General features: G+C 46.3%; 13 protein-coding genes, 16 tRNA genes and 2 rRNA genes. 2 read left to right on the forward strand and 29 right to left on the reverse strand.

Features of this window, described 5'->3' with window-relative positions; genetic code table 11:
- Positions 1-175 precede the first annotated feature (175 nt).
- The 6 genes from MHI51_RS26420 to MHI51_RS26445 form a co-directional block, all read right to left on the reverse strand.
- Complete coding sequence (locus MHI51_RS26420; RefSeq protein WP_076277167.1) at positions 176-1,573, reverse strand: ADP-ribosylglycohydrolase family protein; 1,398 nt, start codon at positions 1,571-1,573, stop codon at positions 176-178.
- Between the two features lie 3 nt (positions 1,574-1,576).
- Complete coding sequence (locus MHI51_RS26425) at positions 1,577-2,533, reverse strand: nucleoside hydrolase (protein WP_076184827.1); 957 nt, start codon at positions 2,531-2,533, stop codon at positions 1,577-1,579.
- A gap of 40 nt (positions 2,534-2,573) precedes the next feature.
- The gene (locus tag MHI51_RS26430) at positions 2,574-3,512 is read right to left on the reverse strand and encodes an ABC transporter permease (RefSeq protein WP_036685567.1); all 939 of its coding nucleotides are present in this window, start codon (positions 3,510-3,512) and stop codon (positions 2,574-2,576) included.
- The gene (locus MHI51_RS26435; RefSeq protein ID WP_036685569.1) at positions 3,509-4,555 is read right to left on the reverse strand and encodes an ABC transporter permease; all 1,047 of its coding nucleotides are present in this window, start codon (positions 4,553-4,555) and stop codon (positions 3,509-3,511) included. Before MHI51_RS26435 ends, MHI51_RS26430 begins: the two co-directional genes overlap by 4 nt.
- On the reverse strand, positions 4,548-6,110 hold the full coding sequence (locus tag MHI51_RS26440; protein WP_405173375.1) for an ABC transporter ATP-binding protein: 1,563 nt from the start codon (positions 6,108-6,110) through the stop codon (positions 4,548-4,550). The genes MHI51_RS26435 and MHI51_RS26440 overlap by 8 nt, the downstream gene beginning before the upstream one ends.
- 117 nt (positions 6,111-6,227) lie before the next feature.
- Positions 6,228-7,367 (reverse strand): BMP family ABC transporter substrate-binding protein, encoded by a 1,140-nt coding sequence (locus MHI51_RS26445; RefSeq protein ID WP_405173376.1) that lies wholly within the window; start codon positions 7,365-7,367, stop codon positions 6,228-6,230.
- 327 nt (positions 7,368-7,694) lie between these two features.
- On the opposite strand from MHI51_RS26445, the gene MHI51_RS26450 reads away from it, so the two are divergent.
- Complete coding sequence (locus tag MHI51_RS26450; protein WP_076220078.1) at positions 7,695-8,450, forward strand: AraC family transcriptional regulator; 756 nt, start codon at positions 7,695-7,697, stop codon at positions 8,448-8,450.
- 136 nt (positions 8,451-8,586) lie between these two features.
- On the opposite strand, the gene MHI51_RS26455 is transcribed toward MHI51_RS26450, so the two are convergent.
- The 19 genes from MHI51_RS26455 to MHI51_RS26545 form a co-directional block, all read right to left on the reverse strand.
- A tRNA-Leu gene (locus MHI51_RS26455) sits at positions 8,587-8,665 on the reverse strand.
- Positions 8,666-8,679: 14 nt separating this feature from the next.
- Positions 8,680-8,753, reverse strand: a tRNA-Cys gene (locus MHI51_RS26460).
- A 9-nt stretch (positions 8,754-8,762) separates the two neighbouring features.
- A tRNA-Gly gene (locus MHI51_RS26465) sits at positions 8,763-8,837 on the reverse strand.
- Positions 8,838-8,843: 6 nt separating this feature from the next.
- A tRNA-Gln gene (locus MHI51_RS26470) sits at positions 8,844-8,918 on the reverse strand.
- 19 nt (positions 8,919-8,937) lie between these two features.
- A tRNA-His gene (locus MHI51_RS26475) sits at positions 8,938-9,013 on the reverse strand.
- Between the two features lie 43 nt (positions 9,014-9,056).
- Positions 9,057-9,132 (reverse strand) — tRNA-His (locus MHI51_RS26480).
- A 23-nt stretch (positions 9,133-9,155) separates the two neighbouring features.
- A tRNA-Trp gene (locus MHI51_RS26485) sits at positions 9,156-9,229 on the reverse strand.
- Between the two features lie 6 nt (positions 9,230-9,235).
- Positions 9,236-9,321, reverse strand: a tRNA-Tyr gene (locus tag MHI51_RS26490).
- A 5-nt stretch (positions 9,322-9,326) separates the two neighbouring features.
- A tRNA-Thr gene (locus MHI51_RS26495) sits at positions 9,327-9,402 on the reverse strand.
- A gap of 28 nt (positions 9,403-9,430) precedes the next feature.
- Positions 9,431-9,506, reverse strand: a tRNA-Phe gene (locus tag MHI51_RS26500).
- A 10-nt stretch (positions 9,507-9,516) separates the two neighbouring features.
- Positions 9,517-9,594 (reverse strand) — tRNA-Asp (locus MHI51_RS26505).
- A gap of 25 nt (positions 9,595-9,619) precedes the next feature.
- A tRNA-Met gene (locus MHI51_RS26510) sits at positions 9,620-9,696 on the reverse strand.
- A gap of 17 nt (positions 9,697-9,713) precedes the next feature.
- Positions 9,714-9,789: transfer RNA gene (locus MHI51_RS26515), tRNA-Val, on the reverse strand.
- A gap of 55 nt (positions 9,790-9,844) precedes the next feature.
- Positions 9,845-9,919: transfer RNA gene (locus tag MHI51_RS26520), tRNA-Glu, on the reverse strand.
- An 18-nt stretch (positions 9,920-9,937) separates the two neighbouring features.
- Positions 9,938-10,030: transfer RNA gene (locus tag MHI51_RS26525), tRNA-Ser, on the reverse strand.
- Between the two features lie 3 nt (positions 10,031-10,033).
- A tRNA-Asn gene (locus MHI51_RS26530) sits at positions 10,034-10,109 on the reverse strand.
- Between the two features lie 60 nt (positions 10,110-10,169).
- Positions 10,170-13,096 (reverse strand): 23S ribosomal RNA (locus MHI51_RS26535).
- A 262-nt stretch (positions 13,097-13,358) separates the two neighbouring features.
- Positions 13,359-14,916 (reverse strand): 16S ribosomal RNA (locus MHI51_RS26540).
- The 16S and 23S rRNA genes sit together here with 16 tRNA genes alongside, the layout of an rRNA operon.
- Positions 14,917-15,340: 424 nt before the next feature.
- Positions 15,341-16,219 (reverse strand): nucleotidyltransferase-like protein, encoded by an 879-nt coding sequence (locus MHI51_RS26545; protein WP_076128632.1) that lies wholly within the window; start codon positions 16,217-16,219, stop codon positions 15,341-15,343.
- A 127-nt stretch (positions 16,220-16,346) separates the two neighbouring features.
- Here MHI51_RS26545 and MHI51_RS26550 point away from each other — a divergent pair, with 127 nt between their 5' ends.
- Complete coding sequence (locus MHI51_RS26550; protein ID WP_036680151.1) at positions 16,347-16,712, forward strand: DUF2614 family zinc ribbon-containing protein; 366 nt, start codon at positions 16,347-16,349, stop codon at positions 16,710-16,712.
- Positions 16,713-16,829: 117 nt separating this feature from the next.
- Here the strand turns inward: MHI51_RS26550 and MHI51_RS26555 are convergent, their stop codons facing one another.
- The 4 genes from MHI51_RS26555 to MHI51_RS26570 all read right to left on the reverse strand — a co-directional run bounded on the left by MHI51_RS26555 (position 16,830) and on the right by MHI51_RS26570 (position 21,737).
- Positions 16,830-18,551 (reverse strand): glycosyl hydrolase family 18 protein, encoded by a 1,722-nt coding sequence (locus MHI51_RS26555; protein ID WP_076219281.1) that lies wholly within the window; start codon positions 18,549-18,551, stop codon positions 16,830-16,832.
- 210 nt (positions 18,552-18,761) lie between these two features.
- On the reverse strand, positions 18,762-19,193 hold the full coding sequence (gene perR / locus MHI51_RS26560; RefSeq protein WP_036680160.1) for a peroxide-responsive transcriptional repressor PerR: 432 nt from the start codon (positions 19,191-19,193) through the stop codon (positions 18,762-18,764).
- 126 nt (positions 19,194-19,319) lie between these two features.
- Positions 19,320-21,221, reverse strand: coding sequence for a DUF4097 family beta strand repeat-containing protein (locus tag MHI51_RS26565; protein ID WP_405173377.1), 1,902 nt, complete (start codon positions 21,219-21,221; stop codon positions 19,320-19,322).
- 45 nt (positions 21,222-21,266) lie between these two features.
- On the reverse strand, positions 21,267-21,737 hold the full coding sequence (locus MHI51_RS26570; protein WP_076146333.1) for an N-acetyltransferase: 471 nt from the start codon (positions 21,735-21,737) through the stop codon (positions 21,267-21,269).
- Between the last annotated feature and the right edge of the window lie 10 nt (positions 21,738-21,747).

The raw sequence follows: 21,747 nt of genomic DNA on the forward strand, positions 1-21,747 counted from the left end.
TGGTTTTTTTAAGTGTATGAAATGCTGTTAAAGCTACATTTGGTTCGTTGGAGTGTGATTAAAGACCTGCTGTTACGCAAAAAAGGATGTCTAAGCCAATAGCTTAAGACATCCCATAATTCATATAGTAATCCCTGAATCCCTGATCTATCGAGTCCCATACTCGCTAAATCTTTTATGCCTTTTCGCCAAGCTCTCTGCGAATCTTCAAGAACACTTGGTAGCTGCGTTCCGCACATTCCGAAATCGCTATCGGATGAAATCCGGGCAGATCGGCATATAACGTATCGTGAAGCGGTTCGATCCATGAAGCCGGCAACTTACTTGCTCCAAGCTTCGCACCCATAATTGAGCCCACAGTAGCCCCGTTACAGTCTGTATCCATCCCACCATATACGGAAGTGACAACTGTTTTTTCAAAATCATTCCCGCCATAAACAAGCGATGCAGCCACAAGAGCAGCATTATTATTTGTATGAACCGCATCATAGTGGCTAAAAGTATCCCAAATGTTACGAACCAACTCCTGCTCGCTTTTGGCCTTCTGCGCAATATCTATCCCCCGCAAAACATCACTGGCCAGACGACTGGTACGCGGAATCTCGCTAAGGCCAATCTCTAGGATCCGTTCATTATCCTTCTCTGCAAAAGCTGCCGATATCATCGCCGCATTAAACATCTCACCATAGATGCCATTTTTCACATGTGAAAATGAAGCATCGCGCCAGCCTAATTCTGCCGCAAGCTCAGGATAACCTGCTGCGCCATAAGCCAGTCCATCTGCGCGTATAGCGGCACCAATCCACTCGCGGTAAGGATTTAAGTGCATCCGCACTCTTTCCTGCCGCACCAGCCAATCCGCAGGTTTCTCGCCATGCAGATGAGAGGTCTCCTGCGCAAAATTCATATATGACTGTGTCTCCGCCGTGCACACCTGACTATATGTTAAATGTGTATGCCACAGCTTTCCGATATCCCAAGAATCCCAGTTCAGACCCTTCTGCTCCAGCAGCATAAGACCCAGGACAGTGTAGCGAATATCGTCATCGCTTTCCATATACTTGATCGTCTCGCGGGTACTCGCATGTGTCCATTCACTTAAGCCAAGACCATATTCAGCCTCTGCCCGTGAATGCCCAGGCGTATAGCCAGTAATTGGCCAGGCGTCCGCACCCTGAAACCATAGCTCAATATTCTCCCAGCCCGGACGGCCATCTTTCCCATAGAGATAGTCCCAATACTCCAGCGGTTTCCCGAGTGCGCAGCCGACACTTCTACCGAGCCAGGCTCCATAGAACTTATCTCTCCATTCCGCTTCGCTCCAGTCCGCCTCAAGCTTACGTGGGCCTTCTGGACGTAGATGACGAATCTCCTCCAGAGAGGATGGCTCTTGATACGGAAAATCCTCACTGATCGTAAGCTCCATTAGCTCATTGTATACCTGCATCAGCTTGAGCTCATCGTCACCAGCAGCCGCTAGCTTATCCGCAAAACCCTCAATCAGGCAACCTTCTTCTCCACGCTGAGCAATTTCAAACTGCACGGTCTCTTGAAGTCTCTCCCATCCTGCCATAGGCTACTTCCCTTCAGCCGCTAGCAGCAGCTCTTGATCAAGCTTTTCCAGTGAATCAAAGATCAGCTTCATAAATGCTTCCCGGTCAACACCCACCAATACTTGCACATTCGCTGGACGATCCGTCTTCTTCCGTCTGTCTGCAACTGTCATTCCCCGCGTCAGCTTGCCTTCTGTCTCCACCGTTACATATAGATGCTCAGATTCAAATAGTTCCGGATGCAGCAGCCAGGCAACAGCACATGGATCATGCAGCGCACTGCCGACATAGCCCATTTTTTTACCGTAAATCGAATAGAAATCCAGCAATTCTCCGACCATTGTAGACACTGGTCCCCGCTCTTTCAATGCTAGGATCTCATCTTCAAAAATAGCAGCCTTATCGGTCACATCCAGACCACTCATTGTGATCGGAATCCCCGACTCAAACACAATACGGGCTGCTTCAGGATCTACATAGATATTAAACTCCGCAGTAGAGGTGACATTCCCATAAGAGATACCTCCCCCCATCAGTGAGATTTTTTCAATTCTGTCTTTAATCTCTGGATAAGCCGTGATTAGCAGTGCGATATTTGTTAAAGGAGCCATCGGCACGAGCGTAATCTTCTCCTCTGAAGAACGGATGATATTCAGCATAAACTCCACAGCACCCTGCTCTACAGGGCGGAATTTACTTGGAGGCAAAAGCGGCCCATCCATGCCCGATTCACCATGCGCTTCCTCACCTGTAACAAGCTTGCCGAACAGTGGGCCAGCAGCCCCTTTAGCTACAGGAATGTCAGCATTCACGAAGCTGATCACCTTCAGGGCGTTTTCCGTGATTTTATCTAAAATTTGGTTTCCACCAACCGTTGTAATCCCGCGCAGATCTAACTTCTCCGAATTTGCTATGGCAAGCAGTATCGCTATTGCGTCATCATGCCCTGGATCGCAGTCAATAATAATAGGTGTTGGCATAGTTACTCACTCCTTGTCTGTGTATCAATCATTTCAATCGCTATTTAACTAGCGGACTTTTAAGTTTTTTATTCTTTTTTCGTGTCTCAGATACTGCGTAGATCACAAGTCCAATTACTGTGGCTACATAAGGAAGAGTGGCAATTAGCTCCGCAGGAATCTTCAACACCTGTAGCGCATTCGACAATGCATCTGCAGTACCAAATAATAAAGAGGTCAGCGCCGTGCCTACGGTCGTACTTCTTCCCATCGACTCAGCGGCAATGGCAATCCAGCCCCGGCCAGCGATCATATCGCGGGTAAACAGTGACAAATACCCCATCGACATATAAGCACCGCCTAAACCGGCAAAAAATCCGCTAAGCAGCAAAGCCATATACTGTATTTTTACAACACTTACACCCACGGATTGAGCCGCATGTGGATTTTCACCTACTGAACGAATGCGCAGTCCAAGCGGTGTACGGTTTAATAGATAGTAGACAACAAACACAGCCAATATAGAAACATACGTCAGAATGTGATGCCCCGATAAAATAGGTCCAAGCACCGGGATATCCTTCAACAAAGGAATCTGGACACTAGGCAGAACTTTACTCGCCAGCGAAGTGGAAGAACCCTTGTCGCCACTAAGCAGATAGAGGATAAACACAGTGCCTCCCGAAGCGAACATATTAATGGCCACACCCCCGAGAATGATATGTGTTTTGAATTTCAGGGTGAAAAAAGCTAATATTCCAGCGATCAATGTTCCAGACAGCACCGCCCCAAGCAGACCTACCCATGCGCTATGTGTATAGCTGCTTATGATGACACCCGCTAAAGCGGCAACAAGCATGATGCCCTCCATCCCAATGTTAATGATCCCTGCACGGTTGGAGATGAGTGCGCCGAGAGCGGCGAACAGAATCGGAGTCGTCACGCGAAGGACAGAGAACGCAAAGTCAGTTGTAAAAATCACATCAAACAAACTATTCACGCTTCCTTCGCCTCCTTCAAGAGCATCCGATTTTTCCAGAACTTCAGAAATTGCTCAGCCGAAATCAGAAGAATGATAATTGCCTGTATGATTGAGATCATCTCTGAAGGTACATCAGACAGACGCGCCATCATGTCAGCCCCAATTCGAATGTACGCTAGGAATAATGCAGAGCCGATTACGGACAGCGGATTATTTTTGGCTAACATCGCTACAAGGGCACCATCCAAACCATAACCAGGCAGTGACGTCCATTGGAAACGGTTATACATCCCCAGCACTTCTACGGAGCCCCCCATACCTGCGATAAAACCTGCAATCAAGTGGACGAGAATAATAACCTTGGCTGTCTTCATACCGGAATAACGGGCAAAGTCCCGGTTGATGCCTGTCATGCGCAGCTCATATCCCCATTTCGTTTTATATAGGAATAGATGAGCTGCAATAATAAGCACGATAACGATAATAAGACCGGTATGAATACGGGTGCCCGAGACCATTTTACTCAGCAGTGCCGTTTTCTCGAATTTGTAGGATACATTGGCAAAAGCTTTAGCATCACGCAGATGATAGTTCAGTAGGTATAGCCCTACTCCGAACAAAATATTATTGAACATTAAGGATGTAACCAACTCATTAGCATTCCATTTTGCCTTCAGAATACCAGGTATTGCTGAGAGCAACGCTCCTACAATTGAACCTGCAGCAATAGCTACCATCGGATGCAGCCAGCCGTCCAGCGTTAAATGAATAGCCAATACGGAAGTTACAACACCGGAGAAATAGAAAATCCCTTCAGCTCCCAGGTTGAACATATTGGCTCGAAACAACAAGGATACTGCCAACCCAGTGAACATGAGCGGAATCGCCATCTCAATCACATTACCAATATGACCTTTACTGGATAACGGCTCTAATAGGAATATACCAATCGTCTTCACAGGCTGATTACTGACCAAGGAGATGATCAGAAAGGCAATAGCGAGTGCAATAACGATTACCGCCGATGTCCGAATGTACTCAAAATATTTAACTTTAAACATGATTTACGGCCCTCCCGATGTGCTCCTCGTCCTGTCGATGAATCCCCAGCATATAAAGACCTAATTCTTCCTCACTAACCTTAGATGGCTCCTCAAAAAAGGCAACAATCTTACCCTCGTACATTACTAACAGACTATCGCTGATCTCCAAGATCTCATTCAAATCTGCCGACACTAGCAAAATCGCGCAATCGTCTGAACGTAATTCCAACAACTTTTGATGTATGAACTGGGCTGCGCCTATATCCACACCCCGTGTCGGCTGTTCTGCAATAAGCAGCTGCGGTTCAGTCGAACACTCTCTAGCTACGACTATCTTCTGCATGTTACCACCTGACAACATTCCTATGGGCTGAGAAGGTCCTGAACAGCGGACTTTAAATTCCTCTACAAGGGATACTGCTAGCTTGGCAATTCGTGAGCCATTCAAAAAAAGACCTTTATTCATTGCTTTTGTACGATACTGAGTAGATAGCAGATTATCAGCTATGCTTGCTTCATTAGCGATCCCTTGCCGCATCCGATCCTCCGGTATATAGGAAACGCCTAGCTTACGAATATCCAAAATATCCGATTCACGGATATCCTTTCCCTTCACTAGTACAGAACCCTGACTTGAGACACCTCTCAAGCTACCTGTAAGAGCTTCAATGAGCTGTGTCTGCCCGTTGCCTTCTACACCAGCAATCCCAACGATCTGCCCACCACGTACCGCAAAATTGATATCCGACAATAATGCTTTGCCATCTGCATCATTCACACCGAGTCCCTGCACCGTTAGTACTGGCTCACTAACAGCCAGAATCTCTTTGTCATATTTCAGCACGACATCTCTGCCGACCATTAACCGCGAGATTTCCTGTTCTGTCACATCCTGTGTTTGAAAAACACCTTCACTACGGCCGCTGCGCATAATCGTAATTCTGTCGCAAATCGCTTTGACTTCCTTTAATTTGTGCGAAATAAAAACTATCGTATGGCCCTGTTCCCTTAATTGCTTAAGCTCGCGGAACAATTCCTCTGTTTCCTGTGGAGTCAACACCGCAGTTGGCTCATCAAGCACCAGAATTTTAGCACCACGCAGCAGCGCCTTAAGAATCTCAACCTTTTGCTTCATCCCAACTGTAAGATCCTCTACTTTTGCCTTTGGATCCACGGCCAGATTGTATTTCCTTGCGGTCTCTTCCGTCATGCGCACAGCCTCGGCATAATTAATGCCAACTCCTCTGCGCGGCTCCATACCCAGCACCATATTCTCTGCCACCGTAAAAGAAGGTACCAACATGAAATGCTGGTGGACCATGCCGATGCCTCTATCAATGGCGTCCTGAGCGGATTGCAGCTTTACTTTTTCACCCTTGATATAGATCTCGCCTTCACTTGGCTCTTCCATGCCGAACATAATCTTCATTAAAGTCGATTTACCTGCACCGTTCTCACCTGCAATCGCATGTATTTCTCCCTCACGTAAAGAAAAATGCACGTCTTTATTTGCAACGACGCCATTGGGATATACCTTGGTAATTCCCCGCATTTCCAGCAGAGCTGTGTACATAGGTCTCAACGCCTTTCAACTTGGAGGTCTGCAAAAATATACAGCTGGAATTCCCCTGACTAGAAGAATCTCCAACTGTAGGTTTATCTCTATAGAGCTGATCTTAAGATATAAAGCTTAAGGCTTAACTGCGTTACGAATAGTTTCTACCTCTGCGGTTTCCATCCCCATCGCATTATCCACTTTAATTTCTTTATTGATCAGCTTTTGCTTCACTTCTTCAACCTTGGCCTGAAGATCAGCCGGGAATACATTTTTATAAATATCATTCTCAGCAATACCTACACCATCATCTACAAAGCTCAATACATCACGTTTGCCCATTTCTAGCGTACCCTCTTGCAATCTCTTCACTGCACCTAGAATAGCCGTATCAATCTTTTTAATAGATGAAGTAACGATTAGATTTGCTTTTTCACTATCCGTATCGTTAATCAACATTGCCTGATCGGAGTCTACACCGATTGCATATTTTTTCTTCTCTTTAGCTGCGTCAAAGATCCCAAGACCTGTACCCCCAGCCACGTTAAAAATAACATCTACACCGGAATTATATTGAATTAGAGACAGCTCCTTACCTTTTGCCGGGTTAACAAAATCACCAGCGTACGACACAGCCACTTTTACATCAGGATCAACGTACTGAGCACCTTGAATGTAACCGACCAAGAAAGCATTAATCCCCGGAATATCCATACCGCCGACAAACCCAATCACATTCTCAGGGGTAGCATTCGGCATATCCGATTGTGTAGCTAATGCTGCTACGGCACCTGCCAAGAAAGATACTTCATTTGTCGCATAAGACATGTTGTACATGTTATCTGGTGCTTCATCGATGTCGGTATCATAATTAATGAATTTTTTGTCTGGATACAATTCTGCCGTTGCATTAAACATCTCTGTAATTTCAGAACCGCCAGAAATAATTACATCCCAATCCTCGGAAGCGATATCGTTAAATGTAGGCTCCCATTTCGTTTTATCAACGCCCATTTCAACAACCTTTGTTACTGCACCAAGTTCATCCTTAACCTTTTGCAAGCCGTTATTAGCGGAATCAAAAAATGATTTATCCCCAAGTGTCCCCGGAATCAGCAATACAACCTTGAGTTTATCCCCTGCACCTGTTTCTCCACCCTCAGCAGCGTTTGATCCAGTATTCGCAGAAGAACCGTTATTGGACGTGTTATTCCCACATGCTGTGACCAGAACCATCACCATTAATAACAACAAAGAAAGAACTTTTTTATTCATTACTCTATTCCACCCCTAATTTTAGTTGGTTAGTAATCCGCAGAATCCCATCTTCACCCATTGTATAATTCACGGTTCAAATGGAAATTCTCTTTTTTCCAAATAAAGTATTATTAAAAGTAATAAATTTAACGTTTAGGCTCAAAAATAGCAATAAAAATACCATTATTATTAATAATCCGCTTTATTTCCGAACGAGATGGCCAGTCAGGTTGCGAACTTTCGGATTTATTGATACGATCATAACAAATATTATTAAAAATAATTATATGATTTCGGTCATTGTTTTGTACGATTCGGCTAAAACATAAGTATTGGAGGATCATCATGGATCGTGTTCTATATATTGTAAGTGCCACACATGAGCTAAATACTTATATCCCTCCACACCAGCATGAATGCTACGAACTAGTCTATTATTTACAGGGGGTAGGGACAACCAATGTTGGCCCACGAAGTTACCATTTTCGCTCCTCTTCTTTCGCGCTTGTGCCACCCAATCATAAACATGACGAGCACCACCGTGAGGATGCAAATGTATTATTTGTAGGCTTCCACTCGGAACACCCTAATATGAGTAATCTGCTCGGCGTATATGAAGATGATAAAGATCAGACCGTTCTTCAAATCCTGCTGCGAATGAAAGCAGAGTTTACACGCAAGCAAGACGGATTCTCTGAGCTTCTAAACCTACAAATGAGCGAGATTACCGTCCATCTTATGAGGCTTCTTAGTGCCTCTGGATATCAATCCCCAACAGAAGATCGAGTACAATATGTCCTTAATTATATGAATGAGCATTATCGCCATAAATTGTCCGTCGAAACACTATCAGAAATGTCCGGATATAGTTACGATCGTTTTCGCCATCTATTTAAAGAACGTTTCGGGTCTTCACCCCTGCGGTATTTGCTGTTAAAACGCCTGGATTATGCAAAGTCTCTATTACGTCATACTCAGATGCAAATCTCTGAAGTATCTGCTGCTGCAGGTTTTGTGAACGATGCCCAATTCTGCAATATGTTCAAACGAGAAATAGGTCATACCCCGCGAGCATTCCGCATTAATAATCAATCAGGTTAATCACTAATCAGATTAAAAAAAGCCGTTGAAATAGAGAAACTCTCTATTCAACGGCTTACTGCTGTAAACCCAAGGACATAAAGAAAAAAGGTTTGTAAGATTGCTTATAAAAGCATTCTTACAAACCTTTTTAAGATACCGGCGAGAGGACTCGAACCTCCACGGTTTCCCACTCGATTTTGAGTCGAGCGCGTCTGCCATTCCGCCACGCCGGCACATATGAACTAAATGGAGGCGCCACCCAGATTTGAACTGGGGATAAAGCTTTTGCAGAGCTTTGCCTTACCACTTGGCTATGGCGCCATGAAAACTTGGAGCGGACGACGGGAATCGAACCCGCGACCCTCGCCTTGGCAAGGCGATGCTCTACCGCTGAGCCACGTCCGCATAAAATGGCTGGGGATATAGGATTCGAACCTATGAGTGACGGAGTCAAAGTCCGTTGCCTTACCGCTTGGCTAATCCCCAATAACATTTTAAAGTAAAATGGGGCGACTGATGGGTCTCGAACCCACGAATGCCGGAACCACAATCCGGTGCGTTAACCCCTTCGCCACAGTCGCCATATTAAGTTGATATTGTTGCCATTATTCATTTTAAAGTAAATGGGGCGGCCGATGGGTCTCGAACCCACGAATGCCGGAACCACAATCCGGTGCGTTAACCCCTTCGCCACGGCCGCCATATTAAACTTTAGAAAGAACTTGGCAGGGGCAGCAGGAATTGAACCCACACCAACGGTTTTGGAGACCGTTGTTCTACCTTTAAACTATGCCCCTAAAAACTGGTGGAGGATGATGGATTCGAACCACCGAACACTCACGTGAGCAGATTTACAGTCTGATGCGTTTGGCCACTTCGCTAATCCTCCAAGGATGGTGCCGGCGAGAGGACTTGAACCCCCAACCTACTGATTACAAGTCAGTTGCTCTACCAATTGAGCTACACCGGCATGGCACTCATTCTTTTGTGATGATAAATGGTGGCTCGGGACGGAATCGAACCGCCGACACGAGGATTTTCAGTCCTCTGCTCTACCGACTGAGCTACCGAGCCATGATGAAAATGGCGGAACCGACGGGATTCGAACCCGCGATCTCCTGCGTGACAGGCAGGCATGTTAGGCCAACTACACCACGGTTCCAAAAGATATAATTGCTTAAGTTAATTGGTTGCGGGGGCAGGATTTGAACCTGCGGCCTTCGGGTTATGAGCCCGACGAGCTACCGGGCTGCTCCACCCCGCGTCAGTAAGAAAGTGTTATGGTGGAGGCTGAGGGGATCGAACCCCCGACCCTCTGCTTGTAAGGCAGATGCTCTCCCAGCTGAGCTAAGCCTCCATAAACAACAATTGTTATTGTACCAAAGTCCACTAGGATAAATCAAGTGAAAATTTGGTGACCCGTATGGGATTCGAACCCATGTTACCTCCGTGAAAGGGAGGTGTCTTAACCCCTTGACCAACGGGCCATACTAATTAAAAATTTGTGGCGGAGAGAGAGGGATTCGAACCCTCGAGACGCTTGTGGCGCCTACACGATTTCCAATCGTGCTCCTTCGGCCAAACTCGGACACCTCTCCATATGGCTCCCCGAACAGGACTCGAACCTGTGACAACTCGATTAACAGTCGAGTGCTCTACCAACTGAGCTATCAGGGAATATTCATACCAGGCTTGATGCCTGAAAACTGAATCCGAAACGAATCTGCATTCTACATATAGGATAAGCCCTCGACCGATTAGTATTGGTCAGCTCCATGCATTGCTGCACTTCCACCTCCAACCTATCTACCTCGTCGTCTTCAAGGGGTCTTACTAATTGGGAAATCTCATCTTGAGGGGGGCTTCACGCTTAGATGCTTTCAGCGCTTATCCCGTCCGTACGTAGCTACCCAGCCATGCTCCTGGCGGAACAACTGGTGCACCAGCGGTACGTCCATCCCGGTCCTCTCGTACTAAGGACAGCTCCTCTCAAATTTCCTGCGCCCACGACAGATAGGGACCGAACTGTCTCACGACGTTCTGAACCCAGCTCGCGTACCGCTTTAATGGGCGAACAGCCCAACCCTTGGGACCTACTTCAGCCCCAGGATGCGATGAGCCGACATCGAGGTGCCAAACCTCCCCGTCGATGTGGACTCTTGGGGGAGATAAGCCTGTTATCCCCAGGGTAGCTTTTATCCGTTGAGCGATGGCCCTTCCATGCGGTACCACCGGATCACTAAGTCCGACTTTCGTCCCTGCTCGACTTGTAGGTCTCGCAGTCAAGCTCCCTTATGCCTTTGCACTCTGCGAATGATTTCCAACCATTCTGAGGGAACCTTGGAACGCCTCCGTTACTCTTTAGGAGGCGACCGCCCCAGTCAAACTGCCCGCCTGACACGGTCCCCGTACCCGATAAGGGCACTAGGTTAGAACCTAGATACGATCAGGGTGGTATCCCAACGGCGCCTCCACCGAAGCTTGCGCTCCGATTTCTACGGCTCCCACCTATCCTGTACAGATCGTACCCAAATTCAATATCAAGCTGCAGTAAAGCTCCATGGGGTCTTTCCGTCTTGTCGCGGGTAACCTGCATCTTCACAGGTATTAAAATTTCACCGGATCTCTCGTTGAGACAGCGCCCAAGTCGTTACGCCATTCGTGCGGGTCAGAATTTACCTGACAAGGAATTTCGCTACCTTAGGACCGTTATAGTTACGGCCGCCGTTTACTGGGGCTTCGGTTCATAGCTTCGGGTTACCCCTAACCACTCCCCTTAACCTTCCAGCACCGGGCAGGCGTCAGCCCGTATACTTCGCCTTGCGGCTTCGCACAGACCTGTGTTTTTGCTAAACAGTCGCTTGGGCCTTTTCACTGCGGCCCCCTCGTGCTATTCACACTACCGGGGCACCCCTTCTCCCGAAGTTACGGGGTCATTTTGCCGAGTTCCTTAACGAGAGTTCTTCCGCGCGCCTTAGAATTCTCTTCTCGCCTACCTGTGTCGGTTTGCGGTACGGGCACCTTCTCCTGGCTAGAGGCTTTTCTTGGCAGTGTGAGATCATGACCTTCGCTACTATAATTTTCGCTCCCCATCACAGCCCAGCCTTAATGATGTGCGGATTTGCCTACACATCAGCCTCACTGCTTAGACGGACATCCATCAGTCCGCGTCACTACCCTCCTGCGTCACCCCATCGCTCATAGCGGATTACGGTGGTACAGTAATTTCAAACTGTTGTCCTTCGACTACGCCTTTCGGCCTCGCCTTAGGTCCCGACTTACCCTGAGCGGACGAGCCTTCCTCAGGAAACCTTGGGCTTTCGGCGGATCAGATTCTCACTGATCTTTTCGTTACTCATACCGGCATTCTCACTTGTGTAGTGTCCAGCGCTCTTTTCAGTACACCTTCAACCCCTACACAACGCTCCCCTACCCCAGATACATACGTATCTAGCCATAGCTTCGGTGGTGTGTTTAGCCCCGTTACATTTTCGGCGCAGAGTCACTCGACCAGTGAGCTATTACGCACTCTTTCAATGGTGGCTGCTTCTAAGCCAACATCCTGGTTGTCTGTGCAACTCCACATCCTTTCCCACTTAACACACACTTGGGGACCTTAGCTGATGGTCTGGGCTGTTTCCCTTTTGACAATGGATCTTAGCACTCACTGTCTGACTCCCGGCAATAAGTATATGGCATTCGGAGTTTGACTGAGCTTGGTAATCCTTGCGGACCCCGCACCCAATCAGTGCTCTACCTCCACTACTCTTATACCGAGGCTAGCCCTAAAGCTATTTCGGGGAGAACCAGCTATCTCCGAGTTCGATTGGAATTTCTCCGCTACCCCCACCTCATCCCCGCACTTTTCAACGTACGTGGGTTCGGGCCTCCAGTGCGTGTTACCGCACCTTCACCCTGGACAGGGGTAGATCACACGGTTTCGGGTCTACGTCCACATACTAATTCGCCCTATTCAGACTCGCTTTCGCTGCGGCTCCACCTTCTCGGCTTAACCTTGCATGTTAAACGTAACTCGCCGGTTCATTCTACAAAAGGCACGCCATCACCCATTAATAGGGCTCTGACTTTTTGTAAGCACACGGTTTCAGGTTCTATTTCACTCCCCTTCCGGGGTGCTTTTCACCTTTCCCTCACGGTACTGTTTCACTATCGGTCGCCAGGTAGTATTTAGCCTTAGCAGATGGTCCTGCTGGATTCATACGGGGTTTCACGTGCCCCGCACTACTCGGGATCCGTCTCGGAGAGAATACAGTTTAGGTTACAGGGCTTTTACCTCTATCGCGGGCCTTTCCAGACCTCTTCACCTACCATATTCCTTTGTAACTCCATGTGAGACGTCCCACAACCCCTAAGAGCAAGCTCTTAGGTTTAGGCTGTTCCGCGTTCGCTCGCCGCTACTGACGGAATCACTATTGTTTTCTCTTCCTCAGGGTACTTAGATGTTTCAGTTCCCCTGGTCTGCCTCTACATTTCCTATGTATTCAGAAATGAGTAACTGCGAATTACCACAGCTGGGTTTCCCCATTCGGACACCCCCGGATCAAAGCTTGCTTACAGCTCCCCGAGGCAGTTTCGTTGTTCGCCACGTCCTTCGTCGGCTCCTGGCGCCTAGGCATCCTCCGTGTGCTCTTATTAGCTTAACCTTGATTTTTCCGCAGGAAAATATCATACGATGACATTCTCTTTGGAATCATCTCACTAATAACATTTACTTGCTTACACAAGTTGCTAAAAGATGTTCTAAAACGCAAATTCGTTTCGGTATCCAGTTTTCAAGGATCAAGTCTTACTTGAGAGCTTAAACTCTCAAAACTGAGCAACGAGTGAGTAACAGGCCTAAACCTGAGTTTTGGAAGCTGAGCTTCCGATTTGAATGTTCTCATTGCAGAGAACGATTCTCCATAGAAAGGAGGTGATCCAGCCGCACCTTCCGATACGGCTACCTTGTTACGACTTCACCCCAATCATCTACCCCACCTTCGGCGGCTGGCTCCCTTGCGGGTTACCCCACCGACTTCGGGTGTTGTAAACTCTCGTGGTGTGACGGGCGGTGTGTACAAGACCCGGGAACGTATTCACCGCGGCATGCTGATCCGCGATTACTAGCAATTCCGACTTCATGCAGGCGAGTTGCAGCCTGCAATCCGAACTGAGACCGGCTTTGATGGGATTGGCTCCACCTCGCGGCTTCGCTTCCCGTTGTACCGGCCATTGTAGTACGTGTGTAGCCCAGGTCATAAGGGGCATGATGATTTGACGTCATCCCCACCTTCCTCCGGTTTGTCACCGGCAGTCACTCTAGAGTGCCCAGCTTAACCTGCTGGCAACTAAAGTTAAGGGTTGCGCTCGTTGCGGGACTTAACCCAACATCTCACGACACGAGCTGACGACAACCATGCACCACCTGTCTCCTCTGTCCCGAAGGCCGCCGCTATCTCTAGCAGATTCAGAGGGATGTCAAGACCTGGTAAGGTTCTTCGCGTTGCTTCGAATTAAACCACATACTCCACTGCTTGTGCGGGTCCCCGTCAATTCCTTTGAGTTTCAGTCTTGCGACCGTACTCCCCAGGCGGAGTGCTTACTGTGTTAACTTCGGCACCAAGGGTATCGAAACCCCTAACACCTAGCACTCATCGTTTACGGCGTGGACTACCAGGGTATCTAATCCTGTTTGCTCCCCACGCTTTCGCGCCTCAGCGTCAGTTACAGCCCAGAAAGTCGCCTTCGCCACTGGTGTTCCTCCACATATCTACGCATTTCACCGCTACACGTGGAATTCCACTTTCCTCTTCTGTACTCAAGCCACCCAGTTTCCAGTGCGACCTCAGGTTGAGCCCAAGGTTTAAACACCAGACTTAAATAGCCGCCTGCGCGCGCTTTACGCCCAATAATTCCGGACAACGCTTGCCCCCTACGTATTACCGCGGCTGCTGGCACGTAGTTAGCCGGGGCTTTCTTCTCAGGTACCGTCACTCCGGTAGCAGTTACTCTACCGGACGTTCTTCCCTGGCAACAGAGCTTTACGATCCGAAAACCTTCATCACTCACGCGGCGTTGCTCCGTCAGGCTTTCGCCCATTGCGGAAGATTCCCTACTGCTGCCTCCCGTAGGAGTCTGGGCCGTGTCTCAGTCCCAGTGTGGCCGTTCACCCTCTCAGGTCGGCTACGCATCGTCGCCTTGGTGGGCCGTTACCCCACCAACTAGCTAATGCGCCGCAGGCCCATCCCTCAGTGACAGATTGCTCCGTCTTTCATTCTTCTCTCAGGAGAAAAAAGAAATTATCCGGTATTAGCTACCGTTTCCGGTAGTTATCCCAGTCTGAAGGGCAGGTTGCCTACGTGTTACTCACCCGTCCGCCGCTAAGTTACTTTGAAAGCAAGCTTTCAAAGTAACTCCGCTCGACTTGCATGTATTAGGCACGCCGCCAGCGTTCGTCCTGAGCCAGGATCAAACTCTCCAATTAGTATTGAAAAGAGCGATATGCTCATTTTGAAACATCTGACGAGAAAATTAATTCTCTAATTTGGATTTCACTTACGTGATTTCCCACTCACTCGTTGTTCAGTTTTCAAAGATCAAGCTGTTTATTTCGTCGATGTGTTGTTCAGCAGCGACCTTTATAATATATCACAGCGTCCTCGTTTTAGTCAACCTTTTTTTTAATTTCTTTTTTTGGTTGTCTTTCGAATGTTTTCGAAAGCACATCTCTGTGTCAGAGGGACGAGTTATAATTTAACACATGAACAAGGAAAGAGTCAACCATTAATTTTTCCGAATAAATATGAGCGTTTCATATTAGTAAACAAACAAAAAGAGAGTGCTCAGCCTCTCCCTATCCTTGCTCATCTCTCTATAATTAATCATCTTCTGCTGTGTCTAATTCATCTCTATAATGTATAGCGGATCGCATGCCCTTCTCCCTCGTGAACATCAGCCCAAGATGTAATCTCTCGGATTAGCGAACGAGAAACCAGCTTTCGTAAAACAAGGGGTAGTTCAGACTCTAATTGACTCAGACCTGAATGCTGCAGTAATTCTTTAATGCTCCATGCTTCCTTACGGCTATTCAAAATATTAAAGAGCAATAGACAACAGTCCGTCATTTTGGACATAATCCCAAATTCACATGCAAGAAGCACAAGCTCCACACGTTGCTCTAAGGTCTCAGTACTGACCGTTAACTCCTCATAAAGTTTATGAACGGAGGTATTCATGCTTTTAACCTGCTCCCAAATAGCCGGCTCGGGGAAAGCACCCACTTCACTCACTTCTATTCTTGCCCAATGATATAAAGCTATCAATACACAGTTGTAAGCATCCATAATAAAGCCAGCCTCTATATAGCGCTTGGATTTCACATACATATGCAAAAAGCGAGCAAACTCCATAAATGCGACCCGTTCCTTAATCGGTCCTTCAAATTGTAATATCTCGCGGCGCATTTCCTCGAGTATTCCCTTGGGGTCCCAGATCACTTCCCCCCTCATCAAACTGATAAGAAGTTCGTTATTATCCCCTGCCATAACAGCCTGCTCCAAAGCAAAAAGGCCGATATGGACTGACTGGGTCCGTTGGTCACCGGCAATGGTATGGCGAACAATATGCTCTCTATCCTGTTCTTCATGCAATACTAACACTACCATATCAAAATCTTGAAGAAGTGCGCTTTGAAACGGAATATCCCCATTCTGCCGCAAAACGACCGCTCCTAAAACATTCTCATCAAACGTTTCTCCACTCAACAAAGTTACATTGGACAATTCCATGCTTCCCTCCATTAAATTTGGCGATTTTGCGTCCAGTCAGTTATAATTCAGTTATAATTATTATTCTACATATGAAAGACAGTTCCTTCTGGACAACCCAACTATATTTAGTTAGGAGCAAACACTCATGAAGTTTAAAACGGCTAAGATCAACGCTTTTCGCACATGGGGATTACTGCTCACAATGCTTGGAATGGGACTTATGGTTTTGGGTACGGCGGGCATCGTGTTTTGGGGCTCAACTGGAAAAGTATTCGCTGGAATCGGTCTTGTAATCGGTTTAATCTCAATGATGGCAAGTCTTGCAATCTATTTCTGGGCTGGGATGCTGTCAACTAGCGCAGTCCAACTGGAATGCCCTGAATGTCACAAGCTGACCAAAATGCTGGGCAAAACAGACCGCTGTATGTTCTGCCATACCATCCTTACTATGGATCCAGCTGAGGCCAATATTACTGCGGAACAACTTAAGAGTCAGCAGCTTAATCAATAAAACACATCTTACAGAAGCTTATTACTAGCGATTTATAATGCAATCAAACATTTGCTTAATACAACAAAGGGGCCCCTATATTGGGAGCCCCTTTGTTTATTATGAATGAAATAGTAATTACTTATGAATCCCTTGTAATGCCTCCCACGCAGACGGATTACTAAAGCTGCGATTCCATGAACCGATGCCACCAAGCCCTAAAGACTTAGCAAGCTCAACTCTAGCTTTTAAAGAAACTTTGTCTTCGATCCATATTTTTTTAAGAGCGCCATCCTCCTTATACTCAACGTAATTCTGCCCTGCTGCCTTATCAAAGGTTGGGGTCAGCTTCTTCTCTTTAATAATTTTTTCAACGGCATTCATACTAACCGATTTAGAGCTTACTTTGGTCTTGCCATCCACCTGGGTCTCAGTCCAGATTCTAGTATACAGTGGAATCCCTAGAATCAGCTTCTCAGGCGGCACATCGTCTTCCTCTATGATCCGGCTTAACGAGCTTTCTACCCACGGCAGAGACGCAACAGAGCCCGCTACAGGACTAGCAGCCCAATGCTCGTCATAAGCCATAACAATAAGATAATCAACTACTGAATTAAGAGCCCTACGATCAAGGAATGCTGACCACATCTCACTGTTGGATTTAGGGGTTACGTCTATGGAGACGATTAAGTTTTTGGCTTGAGCCATAGGTTTTAGCTCTCGCATAAATTGTGTAACGTTCTCCCCGTCTTTCGTATATACATTCTCAAAGTCAATATTAATTCCATCCAGCTTGTATAAATCTGAATACTCGAGGATCTGTACGATCACGTTCATCCGCTTCTCATAGCTCGACAATGCCTCAGTGGTTATGTCTGGTTCAAAGCTATTGCTGAGCAGCCCCCATACTTCCAAACCGCGCTCATGGGCCCACTGCACATACGCACTATCAGCCTGACTGCGCACATTCCCGTCACCATCTATGATACTGAACCAAGTCGGGCTAGCCACGTTAACGCCCGGAAGCTCACCGAATGTACTTGGGTCAGGTTTGCGTTGATAAACAGCTTCCCAATACAAATTCACTGACTTCCCTTTCCAGCTTCGTTCTGCCCGTGAGGGAGTGGTGCTTTTGGGTTCCACTGTCTTTTGACCGTCTGAGATAATATCACTGGCCTTGGTATAACCCGCATAACCGCTGCTTAACTGCACATACAGCCAGTCCTCATTTTCCTTATTCCAAATACTCACGATGGCACCTGGGGACATATCGGCCACGATGGGTGCGTGAATCGACGCTTCGCTGCGAAGAGCGACTGTCTTATCACCTGCTTCACCTTTCACTTTCCCCAGCGGTACAGTCTCCCCTGCTGTCATTAACAGCACAGCCCCGGTAGTCGTATCCTCTTGAATCTCAAACCCATACAGGTCTTCTAAAACATCCGCAGGAAGATAAGTTATCTTTTCCTTAACTTCAGGTGCCAGCCGCAGCTGCAGCGGACGATTGTTCAGACTAGCATCGGTTTTATCCTCTTGCATATATAGAAGTTCACTTTCCGTTGATAGGATGACCGATTTAGTCTTTTCTTCATAACGAATAGATGAGTCCACATGTTCCTGCAGTAATGGTAGAGGTAAAAGCATGCTATCACCGGTCCCTGAGGCGGAATATCCTGTTAGCTCTCCTTTTACGAAGATAGGATGTTCTAGGCCTTTCCAGTCTGGATCGATGTGCTGGCGATTTGGCAATACAAAAAACACAACCCAATAAGCTGCTGCCGCAATGAGCAAAAGTCCAAAAAAGCGTCGGAAAAGACCTCCGCGCTTTTTGACGCGTTTCTGTCTATATCTTCTGTCCAAAATATATCCTCCAAATATTAGATGATTTTAAGTTAAGTCTAACAATACGATTATAACATCCACTTGGTTCCGGATAACCAGTATAAGTTAGTCATTTTCACTATATTTTGTTATTTTGAAAAAAATAAAAACGTGAGTCCTCCGCTTTCGGATTTCACACGTTTATTGTGTAGCTTGGCTATACGCCCTTAAGTACAGTAGTATTCTGTCTTATTGTTGCTTCTCTCTGCAACATTTGCAAACTCCATGCAATTCCATACGCAAACCCGTAATTTTGAAGCCCGTTTCCTGCTCTGCATGTATCTCTACATCATGAAGCGAAGGATAACTAAAATCTTCAATCTTACCGCATAGCTGACAGATGACATGATAATGATCAGATACATTGGCATCAAAACGACTGGAACTATCCCCGTAGGTCAACTCGCGAACCATGCCGGCTTCCATAAACATCTTGAGATTATTATATACAGTTGCTACGCTCATGCTCGGAAATTTCGGCTCTAGCGCCCGGTATATATCGTCAGCTGTAGGATGATTCATTGCTTCCATCAAATACGTAAGAATCGCATGACGCTGGGGCGTTATACGGACACCTGTTGTCTTTAATTGTTCCAGTGCATGTTGTACTCCACTCCCCATTACTGTCACCGCCTTTTGAATTTAAAAATAAAAGAAATACTTCTTAAGATTGTAAGACCGATTTTTCAATATTGTCAACGAAGTCTATACATTATATTTATTATTATATAAGAAAAATTACTTTTTTCAATATTTCCTAACATTTAGATTGCTATTTCCTTCAACATGAAGCTTGAACTCGCCGGTTCCCACTTCACCTGATACTTTTTTCTTATCAATTGTAAGTTCAGGCAAATCTGAAGTAATATCACCATATCCACTGGAACCATTCACTGTATAGTTGCTTAACATCGGTAAATACAATTGAATGTCACCAACTGCGCTATAAATGTCCCAATCTCCAGCGACATCAGAAGAGCGAACATCAATGGTACCATTTAGAGATTCGGCATGTAGCTTGGATTTGGCTCCATCCACCTCTAAATTACCGTTTTTGGTAGTAATATCGATATCATTGCTATTTCCGATCGCACTAATATTGCCGACAGCCGTCGATAATTTCAAAGCACCGGTAACATCCCAAGCATTCATATTGCCTCCGCTCGTTGTTAAATCAACGCTGCCTTGAACAGATCTGGCACGGACAGCTCCATTCAGTGTTTTTCCCTTAACATTACCAAAGATACGATGAAGGATCAGCTCTCCATTCCCCGTTTCCAGAGAAATGTCTTCAATGGCTTCTACATTCTGCAACGTGATCCCGCCATTCATAGTGCGAACATCGAGGTTAAAGCGGCGATCCTCCGGCAAGTAAATGTCTAAATCCATGCGTGGCTGGCGTTTACCGGATTCTCCATAGGCCTTGCTATTCGAGGTGATTTTTATGTTGGGCCCTTTAACAACGTCCACAAAGGACTGTTCTGATATAGCTTCAGCCATCGGCCCATCCAACTGATCTACCCAAACTGTCGTTGTAATTTGAATATCATCCACTGGAGCACGGTGTAATAAAATATCACCATTAATACTATCAATAGATATTTTGGCTGTATTTAATTCCACCGGAACAATTAGCGGGGCTTTCTGATATTTGCTGCCTTTAGCCTCACCATAGTCCACTGCTGCTGCCGTCAGGTTTAGACTGACATTTTTCCATAGATATAAATAATGTTCTTGCTCTGCAACAATAAATACACTCGCAGCTAGCAATATAGCAGATAAAAGCCCACGTAAATCCAATCTGATTCTGGTTCCCTTGGCTGAACGGTTAGAGAAGATAAACATCAGCAGGAACTCAATCCCCCATAACACCGGGATGACTGGCCACCACTTCAAGAGCAGAAGCATATAGTCAGTTCCCTCTCTCCAATCCAAAAACAAAGGAACAGAAATAGCTATCAGTAATACAGAAGCCGTATATCTTCCCACGCGCCGCTTGCGAGGTTCATTGTCTTTACGCTGCACAACTGCTCTGGCAATTTCTCTAGCTCCTATAAATAAGCCACCGCATACTAAAATGACAGACACGGCCATTTCGGCATAATGTTCAATAAAGAACTGGAGCCATGTTGGTTTCTGCCGGAACAGAATAAGCAGGGCGCCCCCTAAGAGCAATAAGAGTCCAAAGGATATCCCAGGCTCGCTGACGATACTACGACGTTTAGGAGCCTCGTTTGCTTTGGTCACAGAAATAGCAAGATCATGATCCTCTGGGAAGCGAAGAAGCCTGTCCGCTGATTGCAATACGTCATACACGTTATAAAAATAGATCACTGGAATAATGAGCGCAAGTAAAATAAGCAGTGGAACATTGATCTGCATCCCGATGGATGAGAAATACAATAAAGCTGAGATATCCAAAAGAATTAGAAAGATGAAGGTGATCCCTTTTCGGAGAAGCCCAAAATACAAATGCCCCGTCCCAGGGATGAGTGCTGCCAGCAGTCCAGCAATAAATTTACGTTTGCGGTGGCGCCGCTTCGGACGCGGAGGAATAATCCTCTTCTGTATCTCATTTTCCTTAGTCTCTATATCAACAGAACCTTGCAGTTCTTCCTGCTCTGGGAGCATTGCAGAGTCATGTTTCATTTTGGACTCCTCCTTTCGTAAATAGTTGTCTATGAATATCTTTTTTCAAAGAGAACCACTCCGATGAAATTCAATCAATTCAACTCCTGGAGCGACTTCCTCCACACCGGTAGGCAGAAAACCATGTTTACTGTACAACGAAACGGCAGGTGTATTCTTTTTGCCTGTCGACACAATGAATTGCTCCATCCCTGCAAAATGCTCAAATACATATTCCAAAAGATGGCTAGCGATACCTCTACGAAAAAAGTCCGGCCCCACCATCATTCGTGTAATCGTCAATTTTCCAGGAGATTCTTCCTCTACAGCAACAGCACCCATTAGTTCCTCATCTTTATCGAAGCAGCCATAAAAACCCTCTTTAGAGCTGCTGAGCATTTCTCTCGTCTCCATCAGAGGTGGTATTTCACGAAAGCCTATAAGTTCAGCTTCCAGTCTATAGGCCTTATGCTGAAGACTCCATAATTCATTAACGGTGCTTTCATCCTGCAGATTTAGCTTGTTAATTGTATTCATCCTAACCAGT

The sequence above is a fragment of the Paenibacillus sp. FSL H8-0260 genome, from assembly GCF_045040625.1.
GTDB classification, from domain to species: Bacteria; Bacillota; Bacilli; order Paenibacillales; family Paenibacillaceae; genus Paenibacillus_AQ; species Paenibacillus_AQ odorifer.